This window comes from Paenibacillus sp. 481, from assembly GCF_021223605.1.
Classification (GTDB): domain Bacteria; phylum Bacillota; class Bacilli; order Paenibacillales; family Paenibacillaceae; genus Paenibacillus_B.
The window spans coordinates 2,342,154-2,360,000 of record NZ_CP075175.1; the positions used below are offsets into that span (position 1 = coordinate 2,342,154).

Below are 17,847 nucleotides of genomic sequence, written 5' to 3' on the forward strand. Positions count from 1 at the left end.
CATTACAAAACAAACACACAAAAAAGCAGCCCCAACACAGGCTGCCTTATTTCGCTTATCCGCGAACATATTCAATCTTTAATTCGCCGTTCTCTGCACATACTGTGACTTGAACCGAATCAGTTAATATATCTGCATAGCTGTAGGACACACGCTTAAAAGCGTGCTGCTCCTGATCCAACTTAACAATAAACACAGAAGGGTAGGTCTCTTCTAATACGCCTGTGCGTTCGATCATCTTACGGCGACCACCATTGGCGCGCAGCAGAATCTTCTGGCCAACATGAGCCTCTAGACAGCGTCGAATTTCGAGTAGCGCGTTTTTCGCCATATCCAACTACCACCTCTTTCCTTGTCCATTATAAACAATTATGGAGGTGGTGTCAAATTAAACAAATAATTATATCAACATGTATTCGATTATGTCAACGAATTTTTATTTCCAAATTTTTAGGATGCCAAATGGGTACTTATTTTATTCAAATAACGGACGGCGTAACGTGAATTTTAGATAAGTCCTTCCAATTAGGCATACCTATACGGTAACTGCCTCGTGTTTCAATGCCGCCGATCCCATCAATCCCCGTTACCGTATGCGGTGAAATATCACCAATTTTCACCGTGTCACGAATAGATGTATATGCCGATTTGGCAGCCACATTAACGGGATCGAGAGCATGGATCATGACGCGCCCTGGCGAACTAGCGAAGTTCGCACCCGCTTGAAGCAACGCCTCGAAGTGAGACTGACACGCTCCTGCCACAATAGTGAGCAGATCGCGGTTTCTTTCGTACTGACGAGCGACAAGAATCGCGTTCACAAAGTTCTGCGAGTTCTTATACGTTTGCAAATTGTATAGATCCCGACGTCTCAGGCCCTTTAATACGCCATCATGCCCTGTAATAACCACAACATCAGGACGGGATACCGGAAGCACCCGATGCAGGAAATCAGCCATATTGCCTTCTAGTACAAAATGACCTTCCGCTGGCACTCGAAGCTGCTGGTACAATGCCATACTTTTTTGCAAATAGTTAGGATCACCGTCTAAATGAAGTACTTTACCGGGAACTTCAAAATACGAAGTTTGGTGTGATGAAATGGTTGCATGTTCAAATTCCGACCAATGACGCTCTTTTTGTCGACGTCGAAGCTCTTCAACTGCTTCTACCGATTTGAGCATCTTTATTTGCGCTTGCTGGGAGCGACGCTTTAATGTCGTCTCTGTTACATTCGTTAAGTCCTCAATAGGGGAATCAGCGACCAGCCGAAAATCCGTTCCCTTGATGACCGCGAAATCCTTATGCACTTGCTCGACGCGAAATGTAATATCGCCGCCATAGGACTTTCGAACGACCAATTCTCCTTGCTCCATAGGATCAATCACCTCTTTGACTATCCTATGGGCAAATGCATGGATTGGTGCCGTTCCAATTATGATTTGTTAAGGGCTCTTCCAATTGCATCGCTTAAACGAGCAAACTCTTCTAACGAAAGCGTCTCGCCACGACGCGACGGCTCAATATCAGCCTCGCTTATGGCTTGCTCTAACGCTTCTGTGCCACATAAAGAGGCATAGCGTGCCTTTAAGTTGTTCCAGAGCGTTTTGCGACGCTGCGCAAAGGAGGCTTGTACCACTTCAAAGAAGCGCTGCTCATCTTCAACTTGCACCGGTGGCGTCTCGCGTACTCTAAGTCGAATAACAGCTGACTCTACGTTCGGTTGTGGAATAAATACAGTGTTCGGAACCGTACATACGAGTTCTGGTTCGCCGTAATATTGTACAGCTACACTTAAGCTGCCATACTCTTTTCCGCCTGGACGTGCAGCCATTCGTTCAGCAACTTCTTTCTGAATCATGACGACGATGTTCTTAAGCGGCAATTTCTCCTCCAACAATTTCATCATAATTGGAGTCGTTACGTAGTACGGCAAATTGGCAACAACACTCACGCGTTCTACGCCTGTGAATTGCTCTTGGAATAAAGCTTGCAGGTCGACTTTCAGTACGTCACCATGTACAACTTGCACGTTAGGGTACGGTTCCAGCACTTCACCTAGTATCGGAATGAGTCTCCGATCAATTTCTACTGCTGTAACACGACCAGCCTGACGCGCCAATTGCTCCGTCAATGCACCGATACCAGGTCCAATTTCTAAAGCTCCTGTTTCGGTATCCAACTCGGCTGCATCAACAATGTTGCGCATTACATTCATATCAATAAGAAAGTTTTGTCCTAGGCTCTTTTTAAAAGCGAATCCATGTTTGCGGATAATGTCCTTTGTGCGCGAGGGTGTTGCAATATCTATAGCTGAATGGGTCATTTGTATATGTTCCCTTCCTTCATTCATTCCGTATTAGTTAGTTATAAATTAGTTGCCGTTAAACTCATCTATTTGTAGTGTATCCTGCAAAGGCATTGCTAATATCCCATTACTAGTGGTTTATTATTGTTCATCCAACTGCTTTAGCGCAGCGGAAAATTCCTCGTACCCAATTTGAAACGCCATGCAGCGCTTTAAAAATTGCTTTCCGTTGCAATATCCGATGCCTAATATTTCACCAAGCTTCATCCGGCGCTCCGCAGATCCTGCGTGCGTCGTCAATCCCGCTTCCACCAAATGCGTCCACGTGAGTTCCCCCTCTGTAGAAGGCATCTCTGTACGCACTTGCTGAAGCGCTTTGCGAATCGCTTCGGGCGATGCATTTTCTACGCCTAAGTCACCTTTTTTGATGGCCTCATGACGTGGCAAAAAAGCATGCTTGCAGCCAGGTACATGCTGCGCAATAATTTTACGAATACGTTCCCCCGCATGATCGGGATCAGTAAAAATAATGACCCCCCGCCGCTCTTGAGCGAGCGCAATTCGGCGGATGGTCATATCATTAATGGCGGAGCCGCCAGTTTCTATTGTATCGGCCTCTACAGCCCGTTGAATGGCTACCGTGTCGTCTCGACCTTCGACGACAATAATTTCTCGTATCAACGCCCTGCTCCTTTCCTAAAAACACAAAAGAAGAGGGGTTTCCCTCTTCTTAGCGTGACATAAATAGTTACCAATTACTATATCATAAATACACGGTGGTGCTCAACAAAGCATGCCTGCCGCATTAACGGTATTGTCTATCCTAGTTTGCCTCTGGCTTCACAGGTCCAATCACGTAAATCGTGAACCCTCTCTTACGGCCGAAGCGTTTAACTGTCTTAGAGCTGTCAAAGTATACATCGACGATCTTCCCTTTTACTGCGCCACCTGTATCTTCTGCGCGACGGAAGCCGATACCTTCAATATATACCCACCAGCCGAGTGGAATAACTTTCGGGTCAACCGCAATTGTTCGCCCTTCAGTTACTTTTGTGCCGGAAGCTGTTTTCGCTCCTGGGGAGCCTTTTTTCTCCGTATAAGCCGTAAGCTGCACATTCGTAAGCATCTTCTTGTATTTGAAATCAATATCGCCTTTTTCGGCGTTTGAAATGTCCGGCGAACTCGCCGACAACGTCATTACTTCCGGTTCCTTTTTCGTACCATACGCTACAACCTGATTGACTTGCTTCGCTTTAACTTCCTTGTTCACGAGTTGGGCATATACAAGTTTGCCATCTTCAAACGTTCTCTCAACTTTGTGAACAACTTCGCCCGCTTTTCCTTGTTGAACCGTTTTCGTCTTCCCTTTAAGCAATGTAGGGTCTTCTTTCTTTACCGTCTGGTACGGAACTTTCACTTTCCGCTCAACCACATCTTTCTTAACCCTAACAATTCGAATATTCATATCGCTCGAAACTTTAGTGTTTTTCCCCGGGAATACTTTGTCGCTCTTACTCAAAGGGATATTAAAGGAGCTTAATGCTTCCGCCACATTCTTTTTCGTTGTATATTGTGTCCTCGTCTGACCTTCGAATGTAACTTTTACAGGAACTGCACGTTGAATGTGTACTTGCTGACCGTCTTTAATCTCGGCATTTACGGGTATCGACACGTCGTCGTGTTTACTTACCGCTATCGCGTGCTCATCCAAAACAGCGCGAAGCGTTTCTTGGCGAGTCTCGATTAAACGCTCTCGTCCATCAACGTAGACAGATAGCTCTTTTTTCGAGAGGCCAAACATAATTAACACACTAACTAACGTAACCGCTACCGCAACAACAGCAATGACAGAAACAACACGTACATTTTCATGCTTCCAACGCAATGCGAGCGACATGCTGGATGATCGGGGATCATGGGAATCTCGTTTAACGAACTGTCCCATTTCTCGGTCCTCCTTCATAGTCCCGCCGTCGAGTGTAATGCATGATACATCTGACGTGACTATTTGCAAATTTTTTACGAAGAGATTGAATATCTCGCATGTATGAATAAACTAGCAATCATTCATACTCTTCGCACCAATTCCAGCAAAGGCCTTGTATTGCCTCCGTTTCTTACAACCTATGACGCTTTTTTCTTCTTTATTCTAAATTTTAAGAGAAAAAAGAAAAGAAGCCTGGCGTAAGAGGAGACTCTTTCGTGGCTTCAGGTATGAATACCCAAACGTCAACAGCTTTAGGACGCACGACGACCTCTCTCCGCACGCTTACGAGGTTAGCTGTCGGGTTCGGGTCTGAGAGTCACCCTATTTGCACACACCGGCTCATGGCTCGGCTGCCCAAAATTCACCCCAAGGATTAATAATCCGCATCGTAGGTTAATGAGAAAGTAATCGATCCTTTCGCCTACCGATGTCTTGGTTCCCCCGCCCTCCAAAATTGGAGATTCAGCGATACTGGTTAATTGGAACAATATTCAAATGTTTTTGAACATCTGTGAGAAATCATATCGTGTTTACAACATCATTGTAAAGACGGTATCAATCACGTTTTTCGTTAAAAAGGGTTAAAATAATGTAATAAATCGCGGATTTCTTGATAAAATCCACTTATTTCGTGGTGTAGAACTTTTTTTCATTGGTTTTTCATTCATTTTCAACGAATGTCAAAACATGTAAGAGCATTTGCGGTCGTCATTCTGCAAAATTCTTCAAAATCCATCCCTTTTAATTCCGCTGCTGTTTCTGCAACCAGACGTACATAAGCACTCTCATTTCGTTTACCTCGATATGGATGCGGCGTCAAATACGGAGCATCTGTCTCGATAAGTAACCGATCATTCGGAATTTGAACGAGCACTTCTTTCGGTTGTTTTGCATTTTTAAAAGTAACAGGTCCGCCAAAAGAAATATAAAATCCCATATCAAGACACATTTTGGCGGTTTCCCAACTTCCAGAGAACGAATGCATAATGCCGCCCACTTCATTTGCCTTCTCTTCGCGTAAAATACGCACCACATCTTCATGTGCATCACGGTTATGAATGATGATCGGCATCCCTAATTCACGTGCCATCCCAATTTGCTGACGGAATACTTGCTGCTGTACATCTTTAGGCGACGTATCCCAGTAATAATCAAGTCCAATCTCACCGATGGCAACGACTTTCTCATGCTTTGTTAAATCTGCAATCCAATCCAAATCGGCTTGCTCCATCGTAACAGCATCAGTCGGATGCCAACCAACTGCCGCGTAAATGAAGTCATACTTTTCGGCAAGCGCCATCGTTGTTGGGATCGTCTCCCGATTAAATCCTACATTAACCATACGTGTAACGCCTTGTTCTAACGCACGAGCAATAATGTCCTCACGATCTTCGTCGAATGCCTGATTATCTAGATGCGTATGTGTATCAAATAACACTGTTGTCTCTCCTTTAATTTTGATTTCTTCTATATAAAAGGTCGCCAGACGTTCTATTTAGAACGACGAAACAGCAATTGATGAACATCGGGCGATAGCAAATGCTCTCTTTCCCTTAGCTTGTCCATCGGGAAATAAATAGAATGCTTGCCACGCTTCAACCCACTAATCGTTCGCACAATATTGGATTGCTTGGATAATTCAATAATCTGATCATCCCGATCAAGCAGCCAAATATGCTGCTGTGTAGATTCATCCCCTGATCGGTATACATCATAGGGATTGTCCGACGGTGAGTCTACATTTAACTCATATTCAGGATCCAGACCAATCGCTTCCCATTCTTGGCGAAGACGATTCATCATCTTATCATCTAACGAATCAACTTCAACGTACTTGTACAGTTTACGTTCCATAAAGCGCTGGCACAAGTCAGATAGCCGCTCATCTTCCTCATATATCCACTGAGAAAAAGCGGTCTGCACGAAAGCTTCATCTAGCCGCACATATTGTTCAGTCGTAAGGGTTCCTTCGAATAATGCATCCAGCGGTTTATAAAAGTAACTGAATGTATAGCCTGATTGATACAATTGTTTAGCCCGCTTGAAAATAAGTCGCAATATTAACTCTGAACTACGTGTTACAGGATGAAAATAAACTTGCCAGTACATTTCGTAACGAGACAGTAAATAGTGCTCGACAGCGTGCATACCACTCGCCTTTACAACGATACGACCATTAAACGGGCGCATCAATCTTATGATCCGCTCAATATCGAACGTACCGTAGTTCACGCCAGTAAAATAAGCATCGCGCAGCAAGTAATCCATCCGATCAGCATCTAGTGACCCCGATACGAGATTAACGACAATTTGCTTCTCGTACGTTTTGGCAATGACAGCTGCTATTTTGTCCGGGAAATCAGGGCTAACTCTTTTTAAGACCTCATTAACTTCGGTATTTCCTAAAATAATTCGGCAAGTCCAATCCTCATGATTCATATCAAACGCTTCTTCAATGGAGTGAGAAAAAGGACCATGGCCAACATCATGCAGCAAAGCAGCACACAGTACGACTAGCTGCTCGTCTTGTGGCCAATCCTCGTATTGGTTTCGTTCAAATTGTGAAATAATGCGCCGTGTAATTTCATATACGCCAAGTGAATGTGAAAATCGGCTATGCTCTGCACCGTGAAATGTAAAGAATGACGTTCCAAGTTGCCGAATACGCCGCAAGCGTTGGAACTCCTTCGTATTAATAAGATCCCATATCGTGCGATCCTGAACATGAATGTAATGATGTACAGGATCTTTAAATACTTTTTCTTCCTGTAGCATGAACATCCACTCCTCTCAGAAAATATATATTCGATTTAAAAAAAGGAAAATAGGTTATTACATACTAACTATAAGTTTAATAAAAGCTCAAATGCAAACCATTCGACACCGTTTTGGAACTTTATTTCAATTTGGTTCGATTTTGTCGAAATAAAACATATGTCGAGAAAACGCTTTATTTAGTGAAATAAAATTCCAGTCCAGTTGATAAATGATATTAATTTGCATATAAAGCGTTATAAAGAAGTTAAAAATATGCTAAAATCCATAAATTAACACCAAAACCACCGAATTTATAGGTTGACTAATTTGGGAATGGTTGGTACGATAGAAGACAGCAAATATAGAAATTTGTCGAATCATGACACAATATGTAATATAAAAGAGGAGAGCGTGAACTATGATGAAATCCACTGGTATCGTTCGCAAAGTTGATGAGCTGGGTCGTGTCGTTATCCCGATCGAACTTCGCCGCACGCTTGGTATTGGCGAGAAGGATGCGCTGGAGATTTATGTAGACGGCGAGCGCATTATGCTCAAAAAATACGAGCCTGCATGCATTTTCTGTGGCAATGCTGAAAACGTTACATACTTCAAAGGAAAAATTGTTTGTCACGAATGTATTGCTGAAATACCACAACCTGTGACAAAATAAAAAAAGTAGGTTATAATAGCACTAATATTACTTTGTTAATTCTAACCTTTTCATATCTTCCTTGATGCCCTCATGGTTATTGAACCCAACCATGAGGGACTTTTTTGTCTTTTAAAGGTGTTTCACCTTATATTTCCTATATATTTTAATCTTCATTTGCTTCTGCTTCAAATTGTAGCAGTGCTTGGTAAATGTCCCGCTTCGAAACTCCACGATCTTTCGCTGCCAGCTTCATCGCATCTTTTCGTGAAACATTTTGCTCCTGCTCATAATGATTAACATGCTCCTCTTCACTAAGCGAACTCCACCAAGCTTCACCTGCAAGTGAACCATCCGCCGTTGCGGATAAGCTTGAACGTGGCTCAACGACGATCACGTATTCGCCAAGCGGTGGATGAGCCGCCAAGAACTCTAGGCACTCACTAATAGGACCACGTACAAAATGTTCAAATCGTTTCGTCAGCTCACGAGCGAGAGTCACAGAGCAGTCACCGAACGTTTCTTGTAGACGTTGTAGCGTCTTAATAACACGGTGCGGCGACTCATAGAACAGGAGCGTGCCTGCTGCGTTCGTAAGTGGTGCTAATACTTCCACAGCACGTTTACGATCACGCGGTAAAAAGCCTATGAACGTAAAGCGTTCGGTCGGCAAACCGGAGGCGATAAGTGCACTTAACGCTGCATTCGGACCTGGAATAGGAATGACAGGAAGATGCGCTTCAATTGCCATTTGAACAAGATCCGCCCCCGGGTCGGAGATTGCCGGCAAGCCAGCGTCGCTCACTAAGGCGATACGCTTTCCTTCTGCCATAAGACGCACTAGTTCTGGCCCACTTGCCTGCTTATTGTGCTCGTGGTAACTGTACAGCGTCTTACCCAGAATTTCAAAGTGGCTTAGCAGTTTACGTGTCTCACGTGTATCTTCAGCCGCAATAATATCTGCTTCTTGAAGCGTACGCACAGCGCGAAACGTCATATCCTCTAAGTTACCGATTGGTGTACCTACTAAGTACAACGCTCCACCCTGCATAGCCTTTTCTTTATAACTGAACTGTTCGTTGAACTGCATCCCCATCGTTAACCATCCTTCAACTGCGATGCTTCGCCATAATAAATATCCATCAATTCTTTGCAATACGTGTTGTCATCATTATATACGATTAGCGGCGGTAACAATCTTAATTCGGGCTTGCCGTCACGAGCTGCTTCAATAAGGACCATATTAGCTTCCCCATTTAAGCGTGGATGGATGAAACGGATCCGCTTAGGTTCAAGTCGATATGCTCTCATAAGCGTAATAATATCAATCAAGCGTGAAGGGCGATGTACCATTGCCACTTTGCCACCTGGTTGTACAAGCCGTGAACATGTACGGATTACATCCTCCAACGTGCAAGCCACCTCATGCCTTGCCATCGCGTAATGCATATTTTCCTTTGGATCGCCTGTCGATAATGGCATATAAGGAGGGTTTACCGTTACGAGATCATAATATGGACGCTCTCCGGTAGGTTGAAATGTCTTTAAATCTCCCTCGATGATATGGATGCGATTATCCAGTTCGTTTATCTTTACACTTCGCTGCGCCATGTCCGCTAAGCGTGGTTGTATTTCTATGCCATCGATATCGGCCTTCGTACGCGTTGACATGAGCAGTGGAATAACACCATTGCCCGTGCATAAATCCATAATCCGACCTTTGCTTGGTACAGAAGCAAATCGAGCAAGCAGAACCGCATCCATGGAAAAGCTGAATACTTCAGAGCTTTGAATAATACTTAGATCGTGTGTCAGTAAATAATCAAGTCGTTCAGAAGGCAGTAGCTGTGCTGCCGCTGTAAGTTCCTCATTGTTCATCGCATTTCTACCTCTTTTTAACTATGGTTAATGGTTAATAAATATGAAGAAGCCGTAGGCGGGGAAACGTTCATCCCTCAAGCCTACGGCAACGTTATTTATTCAGGAAGGACAAACAGAACAAGCAGTCGCCTTCCGTCCGCAAATGTCCATAATAAACATTGCAAATATGAAACCCTTCGTGATACAACCTAGCCAAATTGTCATAGCCTTCGCCGACCACGTTCTCAGTAGCTTCTAGCTGTATCGTCAACGCTTGGGTCTTCGCTGCGGGGGCGATTTTCCCTTTTAACTCTTTTGACGAATCGCTATGTTCGTGAACCTCATGATGCTCATGGTGCAGAATCTTGCGCAACTGCTCGTTCTCCATTTGCAAGCGTTGGTTCTCTTCCAGCAGTTGTTTAACGATTAGCTTCAGCGCACCGAGCTCTTGATGAAGGTCACCCATATGCGATTCCAAATCATGAATTTGCGCAAAAATGTCTTTCTTCTCCAAGTTCCCACCCCAGAGCACGAAAAATGAACGCTTATTTAACGACGACATCGTCAAATGGAAGCTCCTTAATCTTGCCGATTTCAAACAACTGCACATGTACCTTACGCTCGCCATTATTCATACCCACTACCTTGCCATCACCCATAGAAGTGACCACAATTTTGCCGACCGAAGGTGTTTCTTCTTTAACACTTTCATAGTTGTCGTGTTCAAACTTCAGACAACACATGAGACGACCACACAAACCGGATATTTTGGTAGGATTTAAGGATAAGTTCTGGTCTTTTGCCATTTTAATAGAAACTGGTTCAAAATCACCTAACCACGACGAGCAGCAAAGCACTCGACCACATGGGCCAATACCACCCAACATCTTTGCTTCATCCCGTACTCCGATTTGTCTCAACTCAATGCGGGTACGGAACACGCTGGCCAAATCTTTAACTAGCTCACGAAAGTCAACGCGACCTTCAGCCGTGAAATAAAATATAATTTTGTTACGGTCAAACGTATATTCCACATCGACTAGCTTCATCTTGAGATGATGAGCTCTTATTTTATCCAAACATGTTGCAAAAGCATCCTTCGCCGCCTGACGATTCGTATCCACGAGTGTCGCGTCGATATCGTTAGCTATGCGAATAACTTTTTTCAGGGGGAGCACAACATCGTTCTCTCCGACCGTCTTTGGACCGATGACGACTTTGCCGTACTCAATGCCGCGCGCCGTTTCGACGATCACATGCTGGTCCCTCTGGACCGGCCATTCGACCGGGTCGAAATAATAAATTTTGCCCGCTCTTTTAAAACGGACGCCGACCACATTATACAATCAAGTACCTCCTTGCATTCCAACCAGAAACTGCTCAAATGCAAGCTGCGGACTCACATTGGCACGCACCCGCTTCTGCGCCTCTGTCGCCGCCTGCATGCACCGAATCCAACCATCCGCCGATTTTGTCCAGGCCATCTTACTTATTGTCTCGATCTGATCCTTAAACACGAAACTGTCCTGTCGGTTCAATTGGTAATTTAACATATCTCGAAACCAGAGATGGAACAAACGTAGTAATATGTCCACATGCTCTGCTAGATCGGTTTTAAACACTTTATGCTGTGCAATAAGAAGTGCGGAAGACAATCGCGTTCCACACTCCTTTCCTAATTGTAACATTACGTTTCTTAATTCTGCAAACCAATTCTGTTGGCATAGTTCCCTGCTAGCATCCAATCCATTCACAATTTGCACAGCAGCCAGTGCCAGTATCGGTGAAATTCCTTCTTCTACAAGCTTTTCGTATATTAAAAATGGATGTTGTGGAGTAAACGGTACCCATTGCGAACGTGATTGTATCGTCGGTAGCATAGCTTGTCCATTTTCGGTAATCAGAATAGCAACCGCTGGACTCGTAGGCTCCTCCAAAAACTTAAGCAGACTATTAGACGCTTGTACGGTCATTTTATGAGCCTGTTCCATAATATACACTTTACGACCCGTTCCATGCGTTCGATACGAAAATTCCTTTTGTAAATCACGAATCTGCTCAATTTTAATGGACTGACCCTCAGGTTGTATGAGGTGTACATCCGGATGATTGCGATGTTCGATTTTACGACACTCCAAACATTCATTGCAAGCATCGTCTTTCATGTTTAAACAAAACAACGCTTTTGTAAAAGTAAGTGCCGTCTTTAATCGCTCTGTTCCTTTTGGACCGCTGAACAAATAGGCATGTGACACCTTGTCAGCACGCAATCCATTTTGTAGGATGGTTTTCGCTCGCTCTTGACCAACAATTTGTGCAAATGCCATCTTTCGTAATATTCCTTCCTACACGAACTAAAATAATAAATTAATAAGCATACCGCGTATATCTCCAACCTTACGCAGAAGCTCCATCTTACCTTCTTCTGACTGTAATAGCTCTTCAGCTAGCGCCAGCAACGCTTCATCGATTTCTTCTACAATTTTGTAACGCTTACTACGACCACGTCGATCCCAGCCACGGGTCTCTTTAATGCCAATACCCCGTCGTACTGTATCTTCTAAAAAGCGCTTAACCAAAGTACGGTACAAGTATAACTCCCGCACCGTCATTGATTTGGCCAAGCGCTCTCCTTGACGATGAATATCTTGCAGACGCTGCTGGAGCTCCTCGTTGGTCACCCGTTCGTCTTGACGGAACATCATATCGGAGAACGACTTGGACTGAACTGGCTTATTTGCCGCTTCTCCGATACGTACATCCTGGCCTAATGGCCGAAATCCGGGATTAATTTTCACTACTTATCACCTGCAATTTTACGGATATAGTATGAATACGGGTATATTTAAAAATGCTCAAACCGCTCAACCGGCATTACAAACACCGTCGCGCCCCCTACCTGCACTTCCACTGGCAGCGGCATATAAGATTCCGTTGTACCACTCATTGGAGTGATCGGTGTTACCAATTGATCGCGAACTTTACAATTGTTTCGGATAATGTCCAGCACTTCATCGACTTGCTCATCCTCGACGCCAATCATAAACGTCGTATTTCCAGATCGTAGAAAGCCACCTGTGCTCGCTAGTTTTGTCGCTCTAAAACTCGACTTAACAAGTGCATGAGATAAACGGCTGCTATCTTTGTCCTGTACAATGGCTACAATCAACTTCATGCCTGTCATCCTCCTTATAAATCACCTTGCTCCTTTTATTATACGTGAACTAACTAAAATCCTGCGTTCTCTCACGTAAAATATTTAACATTTGTTCGACTATATAGTCTAACGACTGGCTCGCATCGATACGTACAATGCGCTCTTTATTCTGCTCTGCTAGTTGAGTATAACCCTCACGCACAGACACGTGAAATGCTAAAGCTTCTTTATCCAGACGATTGATTTCACGCAGCCCGTTGGCTTCAATTCGCGCCAAGCCTGCTTCTGGGTCAATATCTAGCCAAAACGTCAGGTCGGGCATCGTATCATGAATAGCAAAACGGTTAATTTCCCATACTGCATCCATTCCTAGTCCACGCGCGTAACCTTGATACGCTAAGCTGCTATCCACAAAACGATCGCACAAAACGATCGCTCCTCTTTCAAGAGCAGGTATCACCTTCTCCACCAAATGCTGTCTCCGCGCAGCAGCATAAAGCAGCGCTTCTGTGCGCGCATCCATTTCTGTGTGATCCGGATTCAAAATAATGCTTCTAATTTGTTCAGCTATTCGTATTCCGCCTGGTTCACGAGTAACGACAACATCTTGCCCCTGCTCTTTTAATTGCTGCACCAACAGCTGAATAGCTGTTGTCTTTCCTGCTCCCTCTCCTCCTTCTAATGTTATAAACCGACCTCGTTGATGTGAAACTGTCATCATTTATCCTCATTTCCGTTCTATCACTCTTGAAACACAGCCAGCGTCCGCAACGATGTATCCTCAGCATCGTGACACTTTGCTCCAGCTTCCGCCAACCGTTTTAACATACTTACCGTTGTTTCCGTCAATCGCTCCCCACGATATACGAGCGGTATACCTGGGGGATACGGAATAACCGCCTCTGCCGCTATATAACCGATTGCAGCTTGCAGAGGTAACCGAACAACGGAATGCTCTACATCTTCATATATTGAAAATAACACTGGATCTGAAATGTCATTTTCGACATTTCCAATTACAGATGGCACTGCACCACAAGTAGTCAATTCGAGTTGTTCAGGGCTCATATTATTTGAAATAAGTCGGAAAGCCTCTAGCAAACGCTCGGCATCACACTGCGTGCTGCCTAAGCTAAATACGAGTACCACATAGTTCAAGTCCGCCATTTCAGCTACGCAACCGTACTTAGTCAGCTGTTCTAATAATTGATAACCGTTAAATCGCCCTGTTCGATCACGAACAGCAACTTTAAATGGGTCTAAGCTTACATAAGCACAAGCCCGATCAGTATGATTAGCAAAATTGCTTTTCTCAAGCACCTCGAAATAAGAAAACGCCTTTAATTGCTGGCGGAACCATTCAGCTGCTTCCAGCCCTTTGGTAAACGCTTTAGCCCCATGTACGTGTATATGCCTGCGGCTAATATCTAGTGAAGCCATTAATGGATAGGATGGGCTAGAGCTTTGTAACATCGTCAGCAATTGCTTAAGCCGACGTCGACGTATAAATGATCCCTGTACATGTAGCATTGCGCTCATCGTCATACCCGACAACATTTTATGTGTCGATTGAACAACACCATCAGCACCCATAGCAAGGGCAGCTTCCGGTAATGCAGGATGAAGCCCGTAGTGAGCACCATGTGCCTCATCAACGAACAAAGGAACGCCACCCTTGTGAGCTGCTTGCACAAGTGGGCGCAAATCTCCACCCATACCATAGTAGTTAGGATTGGTTACAAACACAGCCTTAGCATCTGGATAGCGCGATAACGCAAGCTCTACAGATACTGCTGAAGGCAAAGTCGCCAACCCACTATGCTCATCAATCATCGGGCTTAAAAATACAGCTTGTGTCCCGGCCAGCATTAGCCCGTGCAGTACCGATTTGTGCACATTACGCTGCACAATAATAATATCTCCTGGCTTCGTACAGCAGCTCATAAGAAGGGCTACATTACCTACCGTACTTCCGCCCACCAAAAAATGAGTCTCTTCTGCGCCAAAACAATCAGCAGCTAAACGCTGCGCTTCATCAATAACACCTGTCGGATGATGCAAATCATCTGTACCTTCAATCTCGGTAACATCCATTTTCAACATTGCCGCCATGCAGCTGAGCGCTATTCTCCATGAATCAGTCGCATCATGCATAGCCTCCTGATAAACGGCTCCATTTTTATGACCTGGCACATGAAACGATGCATGGCTCGACTCCATATACGCCAGCAGCGCCTCTGCCAATGGTGCCCGGCCACGCCTATCCTTTATATTAACACCTGTCTGTTCCTGATTATAAAAAGGTTGCTTTGCATTCATCACTTTGTACCCCTAAAATTCAATGCTATATTTATTGTAACGTATTTTACCTAAGGGACAAATGATAAGTTTTAATTTATAATACCTCTTATTACAGTCCAACGAAATAAAAAAACCAACTCAAACAAAAAAGAGCCCTATTTCCGAGCCCCAAATTATTTCTTATACATGCATATGAACCCACAATCTTTTCAGTTGATGTATAAAATAATTGTATTTCTCATCTTCAACGTCAGTACGAACCATTTCTTGCTCACAAGAGGTACAGATGAACTGATTAACAACGACAATGCCATCTGTTGTTGCGTTGTTACACACGATACAGCACTGCGTAGACTCCATAATCATCACCCTTTCCGTTTTATATCTATTGTTACCTAAACCTATTGAAGTTATACCAGTTTCATAGTGTCAAATGATGTTTTTATATGGATATGAGCGTCCATCGAAATAGGTGTATGTACAATACAATCAGATGTTTGTTCAGGCTAAGTTTATTTTTAAGCCTCTTCATTCTTGTGCGTTAAAAACCGATACTATTACTATAAATAAGGTTAAGGAGGAAGCAAAATGCAGCCAGATCATACAGAGCGCACCTTTTATAACTATCAATTGCTGCGTAAGGTTCGCTTTTCTAGTCCAATTAAATATTTTTATTATGGACTAGGGCTGTCCTCCATCATGGCTGCTACTATAATGGACGGATTAACTGGTGTAATATACGCACTCATTGCATGGATGATCATTCAATGGCTGTTATATGTCGTAGCTCGCTCAATATTTGTTATAGATCGCTATACATATAAAGGAAGATGGGGCTGGCGGTTTACATATCCTTGGGTCGGATTTCATCCACTAGAGCAACATTTCGTCGGATTACGATATTGGACGAAGATTTTATTTTATTCCGTCTCTATTGTAAGTGTAATAATTGTAATTTTGAGCATATGGATGCCACTTGGATTAGTACTTCAGTTTGCATTTTGGATGATATGGATTATAACACCACGATTATTCCCGACATTATACATATTACCGTCGACTCGAGATGGTCTCGTTAAGCTAAATCATAAAGATTTCTCCCTTTATAAAGCATAAACGAATCAACCCCCAGACTTTAAAGTCTGGGGGTTATGTCTTTATCTACATATATAGCTTACGCATTAGTTATGTTTATAATAAATAAAAGACCACCAATGGTTATCATCAGTGGTCTTTGCTGCTTGGCAACGTCCTACTCTCCCAGGACCCTGCGGTCCAAGTACCATCGGCGCTGGAGGGCTTAACGGTCGTGTTCGGTATGGGAACGCGTGGAACCCCTCCGCCATCATCACCAGACAGCTTGGCTCGTTATTACTCGCCAATATTTAATTCAGAACTTGCGCCCTGAAAACTGATCGTGAAAGGTAAATCGTTACTTCGAATCATCTTGCTTATTTAGGATAAGCCCTCGACCTATTAGTATTCGTCAGCTCCATACATTACTGTACTTCCACCCCGAACCTATCAACCTCGTCGTCTTCAAGGGGTCTTACCAAAAGTGGGAAATCTCATCTTGAGGGGGGCTTCACGCTTAGATGCTTTCAGCGCTTATCCCTTCCATACTTGGCTACCCAGCGATGCTCTTGGCAGAACAACTGGTACACCAGCGGTATGTCCATCCCGGTCCTCTCGTACTAAGGACAGCTCCTCTCAAATTTCCTACGCCCGCGACAGATAGGGACCGAACTGTCTCACGACGTTCTGAACCCAGCTCGCGTACCGCTTTAATGGGCGAACAGCCCAACCCTTGGGACCTACTTCAGCCCCAGGATGCGATGAGCCGACATCGAGGTGCCAAACCTCCCCGTCGATGTGGACTCTTGGGGGAGATAAGCCTGTTATCCCCAGGGTAGCTTTTATCCGTTGAGCGATGGCCCTTCCATGCGGTACCACCGGATCACTAAGCCCGACTTTCGTCCCTGCTCGACTTGTAGGTCTCGCAGTCAAGCTCCCTTATGCCTTTGCACTCTTCGAATGATTTCCAACCATTCTGAGGGAACCTTGGGGCGCCTCCGTTACTCTTTAGGAGGCGACCGCCCCAGTCAAACTACCCACCTGACACTGTCCCCGAACCGGGTAACGGTCCTAGGTTAGAACTCCGATACGAACAGGGTGGTATCCCAACGGTGCCTCCACCTAAGCTGGCGCTCAGGTTTCTAAGGCTCCCACCTATCCTGTACAGTCCGTACCAAAGTCCAATATCAAGCTGTAGTAAAGCTCCATGGGGTCTTTCCGTCTTGTCGCGGGTAACCTGCATCTTCACAGGTATTAAAATTTCACCGGATCTCTCGTTGAGACAGCGCCCAATTCGTTACGCCATTCGTGCGGGTCAGAATTTACCTGACAAGGAATTTCGCTACCTTAGGACCGTTATAGTTACGGCCGCCGTTTACTGGGGCTTCGGTTCATAGCTTCGCCTTGCGGCTAACCACTCCCCTTAACCTTCCAGCACCGGGCAGGCGTCAGCCCGTATACTTCGCCTTGCGGCTTCGCACAGACCTGTGTTTTTGCTAAACAGTCGATTGGGCCTATTCACTGCGGCCCCCTCGGGCTATTAACCCTACCGAGGCACCCCTTCTCCCTAAGTTACGGGGTCATTTTGCCGAGTTCCTTAACGAGAGTTCTTCCGCGCGCCTTAGAATTCTCTTCTCGCCTACCTGTGTCGGTTTGCGGTACGGGCACCTTCTCCCTGGCTAGAGGCTTTTCTCGGCAGCATGAAATCAAGACCTTCGGTACTATAAATTTCCCTCCCCATCACAGCCCAG

Annotated in this window: 19 protein-coding genes, 2 rRNA genes and 1 riboswitch (1 of these 22 cut by a window edge); of the genes, 2 read left to right on the forward strand and 19 right to left on the reverse strand. The window is 44.5% G+C overall.

The features are described from left to right. Nucleotides 1-55: 55 nt before the first annotated feature. The 7 genes from veg to KIK04_RS10200 form a co-directional block, all read right to left on the reverse strand. Nucleotides 56-331, reverse strand: a complete 276-nt coding sequence (gene veg, locus KIK04_RS10170; protein WP_232278124.1) for a biofilm formation stimulator Veg — start codon at nt 329-331, stop codon at nt 56-58. Between the two features lie 148 nt (nt 332-479). After that, nucleotides 480-1,376, reverse strand: coding sequence for a sporulation peptidase YabG (yabG, locus tag KIK04_RS10175; protein ID WP_232278125.1), 897 nt, complete (start codon nt 1,374-1,376; stop codon nt 480-482). A gap of 59 nt (nt 1,377-1,435) precedes the next feature. After that, the gene (rsmA, locus tag KIK04_RS10180) at nt 1,436-2,326 is read right to left on the reverse strand and encodes a 16S rRNA (adenine(1518)-N(6)/adenine(1519)-N(6))-dimethyltransferase RsmA (protein WP_232278126.1); all 891 of its coding nucleotides are present in this window, start codon (nt 2,324-2,326) and stop codon (nt 1,436-1,438) included. Nucleotides 2,327-2,449: 123 nt separating this feature from the next. Next, nucleotides 2,450-2,989, reverse strand: coding sequence for a ribonuclease M5 (gene rnmV, locus KIK04_RS10185; RefSeq protein ID WP_232278127.1), 540 nt, complete (start codon nt 2,987-2,989; stop codon nt 2,450-2,452). Between the two features lie 142 nt (nt 2,990-3,131). Further along, nucleotides 3,132-4,253 carry a resuscitation-promoting factor gene (locus KIK04_RS10190; protein ID WP_232278128.1) on the reverse strand — a complete coding sequence of 374 codons (1,122 nt, stop codon included), beginning with the start codon at nt 4,251-4,253 and terminating at the stop codon, nt 3,132-3,134. A 305-nt stretch (nt 4,254-4,558) separates the two neighbouring features. Next, nucleotides 4,559-4,773, reverse strand: a riboswitch (cyclic di-AMP (ydaO/yuaA leader). 192 nt (nt 4,774-4,965) lie between these two features. After that, nucleotides 4,966-5,733, reverse strand: coding sequence for a TatD family hydrolase (locus KIK04_RS10195; protein ID WP_232278129.1), 768 nt, complete (start codon nt 5,731-5,733; stop codon nt 4,966-4,968). A gap of 53 nt (nt 5,734-5,786) precedes the next feature. Beyond that, the gene (locus KIK04_RS10200) at nt 5,787-7,070 is read right to left on the reverse strand and encodes an HD domain-containing protein (protein ID WP_232278130.1); all 1,284 of its coding nucleotides are present in this window, start codon (nt 7,068-7,070) and stop codon (nt 5,787-5,789) included. A 400-nt stretch (nt 7,071-7,470) separates the two neighbouring features. Between KIK04_RS10200 and KIK04_RS10205 the strand changes: the two genes are divergently transcribed. Then, nucleotides 7,471-7,725 carry an AbrB/MazE/SpoVT family DNA-binding domain-containing protein gene (locus tag KIK04_RS10205; protein WP_232278131.1) on the forward strand — a complete coding sequence of 85 codons (255 nt, stop codon included), beginning with the start codon at nt 7,471-7,473 and terminating at the stop codon, nt 7,723-7,725. Nucleotides 7,726-7,870: 145 nt separating this feature from the next. Here KIK04_RS10205 and rsmI read toward each other — a convergent pair whose 3' ends face one another. The 10 genes from rsmI to KIK04_RS10255 all read right to left on the reverse strand — a co-directional run bounded on the left by rsmI (nt 7,871) and on the right by KIK04_RS10255 (nt 15,382). Continuing rightward, nucleotides 7,871-8,794: a 16S rRNA (cytidine(1402)-2'-O)-methyltransferase gene (rsmI, locus tag KIK04_RS10210; RefSeq protein ID WP_232278676.1), complete on the reverse strand. Its 924-nt coding sequence runs from the start codon at nt 8,792-8,794 to the stop codon at nt 7,871-7,873. A gap of 8 nt (nt 8,795-8,802) precedes the next feature. After that, nucleotides 8,803-9,582 carry a tRNA1(Val) (adenine(37)-N6)-methyltransferase gene (locus KIK04_RS10215; protein WP_232278132.1) on the reverse strand — a complete coding sequence of 260 codons (780 nt, stop codon included), beginning with the start codon at nt 9,580-9,582 and terminating at the stop codon, nt 8,803-8,805. A 94-nt stretch (nt 9,583-9,676) separates the two neighbouring features. Further along, the gene (locus KIK04_RS10220) at nt 9,677-10,078 is read right to left on the reverse strand and encodes an initiation-control protein YabA (protein ID WP_232278677.1); all 402 of its coding nucleotides are present in this window, start codon (nt 10,076-10,078) and stop codon (nt 9,677-9,679) included. Between the two features lie 31 nt (nt 10,079-10,109). Beyond that, nucleotides 10,110-10,910: a PSP1 domain-containing protein gene (locus KIK04_RS10225; protein ID WP_232278133.1), complete on the reverse strand. Its 801-nt coding sequence runs from the start codon at nt 10,908-10,910 to the stop codon at nt 10,110-10,112. Next, entirely contained in the window at nt 10,911-11,891 is a 981-nt protein-coding gene (holB, locus tag KIK04_RS10230) for a DNA polymerase III subunit delta' (protein ID WP_232278134.1), read from the reverse strand. It abuts the gene before it with no gap. Nucleotides 11,892-11,918: 27 nt separating this feature from the next. Further along, nucleotides 11,919-12,362, reverse strand: a complete 444-nt coding sequence (locus KIK04_RS10235) for a YaaR family protein (RefSeq protein ID WP_232278135.1) — start codon at nt 12,360-12,362, stop codon at nt 11,919-11,921. A 47-nt stretch (nt 12,363-12,409) separates the two neighbouring features. After that, nucleotides 12,410-12,739 (reverse strand): cyclic di-AMP receptor DarA, encoded by a 330-nt coding sequence (locus tag KIK04_RS10240; protein WP_232278136.1) that lies wholly within the window; start codon nt 12,737-12,739, stop codon nt 12,410-12,412. 49 nt (nt 12,740-12,788) lie between these two features. Next, nucleotides 12,789-13,442: a dTMP kinase gene (gene tmk, locus KIK04_RS10245; protein WP_232278137.1), complete on the reverse strand. Its 654-nt coding sequence runs from the start codon at nt 13,440-13,442 to the stop codon at nt 12,789-12,791. A 20-nt stretch (nt 13,443-13,462) separates the two neighbouring features. Next, nucleotides 13,463-15,040 carry an aminotransferase class I/II-fold pyridoxal phosphate-dependent enzyme gene (locus tag KIK04_RS10250; protein WP_232278138.1) on the reverse strand — a complete coding sequence of 526 codons (1,578 nt, stop codon included), beginning with the start codon at nt 15,038-15,040 and terminating at the stop codon, nt 13,463-13,465. A gap of 162 nt (nt 15,041-15,202) precedes the next feature. Continuing rightward, entirely contained in the window at nt 15,203-15,382 is a 180-nt protein-coding gene (locus tag KIK04_RS10255) for a sigma factor G inhibitor Gin (protein WP_232278139.1), read from the reverse strand. Between the two features lie 228 nt (nt 15,383-15,610). On the opposite strand from KIK04_RS10255, the gene KIK04_RS10260 reads away from it, so the two are divergent. Continuing rightward, nucleotides 15,611-16,138: a hypothetical protein gene (locus tag KIK04_RS10260; RefSeq protein ID WP_232278140.1), complete on the forward strand. Its 528-nt coding sequence runs from the start codon at nt 15,611-15,613 to the stop codon at nt 16,136-16,138. Nucleotides 16,139-16,261: 123 nt separating this feature from the next. Here the strand turns inward: KIK04_RS10260 and rrf are convergent. Both rrf and KIK04_RS10270 read right to left on the reverse strand, forming a co-directional pair. Further along, a 5S ribosomal RNA gene (rrf, locus tag KIK04_RS10265) occupies nt 16,262-16,378 on the reverse strand. A gap of 100 nt (nt 16,379-16,478) precedes the next feature. Next, nucleotides 16,479-17,847: ribosomal RNA gene (locus KIK04_RS10270) — 23S ribosomal RNA — on the reverse strand (it continues 1,565 nt past the right edge of the window).